Here is a 5,237-nt window from a genome sequence, read left to right on the forward strand (position 1 = left end):
AGCCCTTCTGGTGGGCGCACTTCGACCGGCTCAACTACCCGGCTGACGAATGGGCCGATGACACCGACGTCTTCATGGTGAGCGACGCAACAATCGCCGTCGATTGGGACAAGCCACCACGCGCGCAGAAGTTGCAGCGACGGGCACGGCTGACCGGTGAATTGGCGCGCGGCGCACTCAACCACGACGTCTTCGCGCTCTACGAGGCGCCGGCGCCGCCGGGCCTGACCGACAACCCTGATCGACGTGCTGCCGGCCGCGCCACTGTCCTCGAGGCCGACGATTGGGCCGCGCCGACCGAGGTGATCGTCCTCGAACGAGTACCCAAGGACGGCAATACTTTTCATCAATTCCCGTTCGCACTCACCCCCGGGCAGCCGATTTCGACGACACCGCTTCGGGATTCGATCGAATGCACCGCCGCCAACCTCGCTGCCGGACTGCCGCAACTGCCCCGCACCGCACTGCTCGACATTCTGTTACGACGCGCGCCTCGGACCCGCAGCGGCGCGGCACTGGCCAGGGCCGGCGAAGCCAGCGACGCCATCACGGCCGCGCTGCTCGACTTGGACTCGTCGTACGTGGCGGTGCACGGACCGCCGGGAACCGGCAAGACGTACACCGGCGCGCAGGTCATCGCGCGACTGGTCGCCGAGCACGGCTGGCGCATCGGTGTTGTCGCGCAATCGCACGCCGTGGTGGAGAACCTGCTCGACTGTGCGATCGATGCCGGCATCGATCCAGTGCGCGTCGCAAAGAAGCGATCCGAGCGCGAAGAAGTCCGCTGGCAACAGATCAACGAGCAGGAGTACGCCGCATTCATCGCCGGCACGGCGGGATGCGTGATCGGCGGCACCGCGTGGGACTTCGCCAACCCGACCCGCGTTTCGCGCGGCAGCCTGGATCTGCTGGTGATAGATGAGGCCGGCCAGTTCTGTTTGGCCAACACCATTGCCGTGGCATCGGCTTCAGCGAACCTACTGCTGTTGGGCGACCCGCAACAGTTGCCGCAAGTCAGCCAGGGCACACATCCCGAGCCAGTTGACGGATCTGCGCTGGGCTGGCTGGTCGAAAACCACCGCACGTTGCCCGCGGAGCGTGGCTACTTCCTGGACCGCACACACCGCATGCATCCGGCGGTGTGCGCATCGGTGTCGGCGCTGGCGTACGAAGGCCGATTGCAGTCGCACGACATCACCGCCGCGCGCCGCCTCGACGGATATCCACCCGGGGTGCGGGTCCTTCCGGTCCGCCACGAGGGCAACGCAACCGAGAGCCCAGAGGAAGCCGAGGCCATCGCGGCACAGATCACGCTGCTGCTCGGCTCGACATGGACCGATGAGCACGGCGCCCGGCCGTTGGCACCCGCGGATGTGCTTGTGCTGGCGCCTTACAACGCGCAGGTGGTCTTGCTGCGGCAGCGACTGGCAACCGCTGGGCTCGGCGAGGTAAAAGTCGGGACCGTCGACAAGTTTCAGGGTGCGCAAGCACCGGTGGTGCTCATTTCGATGACGGCGTCGTCGGTCGCGGACATTCCACGGGGAATTCCCTTCCTGCTCAACCGAAACCGGCTGAATGTGGCGATCAGCCGCGCACAGTATGCGGCAGTGATCGTCCGCGCCGAGGCGTTGACCGATTACCTGCCCGCCGCGCCCTCGGGCTTGGTGGAGCTGGGTGCATTCCTGGCGTTGACGGCCGCCGATACGCCTGTCGTCGTCGCTGCGGCAACCGGCTAGTACGAGTGTCGCCCCCGGCCGGGTGAGTCGTCCGGATTCGCGCGGTGGTGCCGGTTGCGGGGCGGCGACGGCTCGGGCGGCGGTGAGAACTCCTCCATCGGCCGGAAGTGCTGCTCGTCGTCCACATGAAACCCATTGTGGGCGAATCCAATTGGCTCGTCTTCCGAGACCGGCTCGTCATCGTCGAGCAGGCTGCGCCACGATTCGACCGGTGCGCTGTGCCAGTTCTCGGCCGGCGCCGGTCGCGGATGCTCGATCCGGACGGTCAGCGGTTCGGTGCGAGGCTCGGGGCCGCGGGCCGGTCGGCTTGACGCGCGCGAGGGCGGTGCGCTGCGCGCCGGCGAAAGGGTGTACTCGACGTAGTCGTCGTCATCGTCGAAGCCGTCACGGAAGCCGTCGAACTCACTGGCGAAACCGTCTGCGGCACTGGGCCTTACCCGCACCCGCCGGGTCGGAATGTCAGGGCTGTCGGATCCCGCCTCGTCAGTTGTGGGCGCCACAGGTCTCGACGGTCCGCCGAGCAGGAAAAGTGCCGCCCCGATCCCGAACAGCGCGATGAACGCCGGAAGCAACATCGACTGCGACATCGCGGCGGCGAAGGGCTCGCGCAAGAACGCCGGCATCTGCAAGGTCATGCCGCCACCGCCCGGCGGACCCGAGGCACCGTCGGGCATCAGCGGCAATTCCGAGGTGATGCGCGATGTCATGAACGAGGCCATGCCGGCGCTGCCCAACACGGCCCCGACCTGACGGGTCGCGTTGAACACGCCAGAACCGGCGCCGGCGAACTGCGGCGCCAGGTTTCGGGTCGCGGTAGCGGTCAACGGCGCCCAGATGAACGCCATCGCCACACCCAAGACAAAGAACGGCAGAACCAGTTCCCAGATCGCGGTGGACGGCGTCATCACGATCGAGAGCCAGGTGAGGCCGATCGCCAGTGCCGAGAAGCCGAATCCGACGACGGGCTGCGGATGGGCCCGGTCGACCATCCTGCCGACGAACGGCGCGAGCACACCGCTGGTGATCGCCATCGGTGCGGTCAACAGGGCCGAGCGGGTGGGCGACAAGCCGCACACCGCTTGCGCATAGAACATCAACGGCAAGATCATCGCGGTGGCGGCAAAAGCGATCACCACCGCCGCGACATTGGACAGGCTGAAGTCGCGGTCGCGGAAGATATCGAGCGGAATCAGCGGCTCTCGGGTGCTGACCGACTGCCAGTAGACAAACGCCGTCATGAAGCCGATGCCCGCGACCAGCACCGCCCAGATCCACGGCGCCCAATGGCTGGACTGCCCTTCCTGCAGGGAGAAGACGATCAAGAACATCCCCACGCCGGACAACCCCACCCCGACCAGGTCGAAGCGGTGGCGCTGGGTGGGCAGATCGGGGATCAGCCATACCGCCAGCCCCAGACCGATCAGCCCGATCGGCACGTTGACGAAGAAAATCCAGGCCCAGCCCAGCGCGTCGACCAGCACCCCGCCGGCCAGCGGTCCGACCAATGTGGCCACGCCCGCGGTGGCACCCCACACGCTCATCGCCACCCCGCGGCGATCGGGCGGGAAGATGCGGGTGATCAACGACAGCGTCTGAGGACTCATCACTGCGGCGCCGAGCCCCTGCGCCACCCGGGCGGCGATCAGCATCCCGATCGTGCCGGACAGGCCGCACCACAGCGACGCGGCGGTGAAGATCGCCAGGCCGACCACGTAGAGGTTCTTCGGACCGAACCGGTCGCCGAGTCGACCGGACACCAGCAGCGGAACCGCATACGCGAGAAGGTAGGCGCTGGTCACCCAGATGACGGTGTCGTAGCTGGTGCCGAGCTTGACCATGATGCTGGGATTGGCGACCGCGACGATCGTCGAGTCCAGCAAAATCATGAAAAAGCCGACCATCGTCGCCCACAACGCGTTCCAGGGGTTCACGTCGTCGGCGCGCTTTGCCGCCGCGCCCCTCGGGCTACCGCCACTGGGTCGCCCGCGACCAGTCGCCGTGGTCATATCCCTACCTCATCCTGGCTCAGCACAGTGTTGCCGGACACCGTCAGGCGCCGCTGCGGACCGCCGGATCGCATCGAGTCGGCAAAGCTTCGCAACCAGGACAGCTCGGCCTGCGTCGTCGCCAGCAAGTACTCGAATGCCAGCAGATATCCGGCGGGCGTGACGCTGGCATCCCGAAACGCCATGATCTCGGCCGCCCGGGCCTCCAGCGCCCCGACACGGTCGTCAACTGCGTCCGCCGCGGCGTCTCCACCCAGAGTATCGATCTCGGCGAGTGCGACCGCGAACTGCGGAAACTCATAAGCCGGCACGGCGATCAGCTGGCCCACCCGATCGGCGAGCGCCTCAGCGCCGGCGTCGGTGATCTCGTAGATGGCTCGCTCCGGCCGCTTACCATCCCGCGACGTCGCCGCCCGGCGGATCAGTTTCTCCTCCGTCAACCGGTCGACGACGTGATACAGCGAGCCCGGCCGCACCTTGACGATGCGGTCCGCGTGCCGTTCAACCAGGGTCTGAAACATTTCGTAGCCGTGCATCGGGCGCCCGCGTAGCAGCCCGAGCACTGAGATACCCAAAGCGGTGAGCTGGTAGGCCATCGACTGTCCGTCTAGCTTGGCGGGCCGCCCCGGCTCGTCGTTGGGCCGGGCGTGACCCCGCGTCGTCGTCCACGTGTCTATGCCGGATTATTCCTAATGGACTATTCGCTGCGACGCCTGCCCCCACCTTTGCCGGCACCGGCGTTAGCCTGAAAGCACGTCACTGCCCGCACCCGAGCCGGGCAATTAGACCGGAGGCATTCATGAGCGCCCGACGGACCCGATCATCGGCCGACTCGCTGCCCGCCACCCCCGAGGGGAAGCCCAAGAGGTCGGCACGGGCACTAGCCAGCATCATCGAGCGCAGTTCTCGCATTCAGGGCCCCCTTGCGACCGCGTACGTGGACAGGCTGCGCCGCGCGGATCCTGGCGCCGGCCCCGCCACAATCGTCGCGAAGCTGGAGAAGCGATACGTGGCCGCCGTGACGGCCAGCGGCGCAGCGGTCGGGTCGACCGCCGTGCTGCCGGGGTTGGGCACACTGGCCGCGTTGTCCGCAGCCGCCGGTGAGACGGCGGTGTTCCTGGAGGCCACCGCCTTCTACGCGCTGGCAGTCGCGTCGGTGCACGGCGTTCTCACCGAAGACCGGGAGCGGCGACGCGCACTGGTGCTGTCGGTATTGGTCGGTGACGACAGCAAGCAGGCGATGTCCGAACTGATCGGCGGGGGCCGGACCAGTGGGGCGTGGCTGTCGGAGGGAGTGGCATCGCTGCCGATGTCGTCCTTGTCACAGCTGAATTCGCGGTTGCTCAAGCGGGCTGTCCGGCGGTTCACGCTGCGGCGCAGCGCGCTGCTCTTCGGCAAGATGCTGCCGGTCGGGATCGGCGCCGTTATCGGCGCCGTCGGCAACCGACTGGCGGGCAAGAAGATCGTGCGTAACGCCCGCAACGCGTTCGGTGAG

General features: G+C 67.3%; 4 protein-coding genes. 2 read left to right on the forward strand and 2 right to left on the reverse strand.

Annotated features, from left to right (window positions below):
• Positions 1-1,736: DEAD/DEAH box helicase (locus VN856_RS13195; protein WP_325689679.1), on the forward strand; the 1,736-nt coding region annotated here is incomplete at its 5' end.
• Here the strand turns inward: VN856_RS13195 and VN856_RS13200 are convergent.
• Both VN856_RS13200 and VN856_RS13205 read right to left on the reverse strand, forming a co-directional pair.
• A complete protein-coding gene (locus VN856_RS13200; RefSeq protein ID WP_414686944.1) occupies positions 1,733-3,742 on the reverse strand; it encodes an MFS transporter in 2,010 nt (669 codons plus the stop codon). The two genes, VN856_RS13195 and VN856_RS13200, sit on opposite strands and share 4 nt — an antisense overlap.
• Positions 3,739-4,338 carry a PadR family transcriptional regulator gene (locus tag VN856_RS13205; RefSeq protein WP_325689682.1) on the reverse strand — a complete coding sequence of 200 codons (600 nt, stop codon included), beginning with the start codon at positions 4,336-4,338 and terminating at the stop codon, positions 3,739-3,741. The genes VN856_RS13200 and VN856_RS13205 overlap by 4 nt, the downstream gene beginning before the upstream one ends.
• Positions 4,339-4,541: 203 nt before the next feature.
• On the opposite strand from VN856_RS13205, the gene VN856_RS13210 reads away from it, so the two are divergent.
• Positions 4,542-5,237: hypothetical protein (locus tag VN856_RS13210; RefSeq protein WP_325689684.1), on the forward strand; the 696-nt coding region annotated here is incomplete at its 3' end.

Origin of the sequence: Mycobacterium sp. (assembly GCF_035603715.1) — a bacterium.
Lineage (GTDB): Bacteria > Actinomycetota > Actinomycetes > Mycobacteriales > Mycobacteriaceae > Mycobacterium.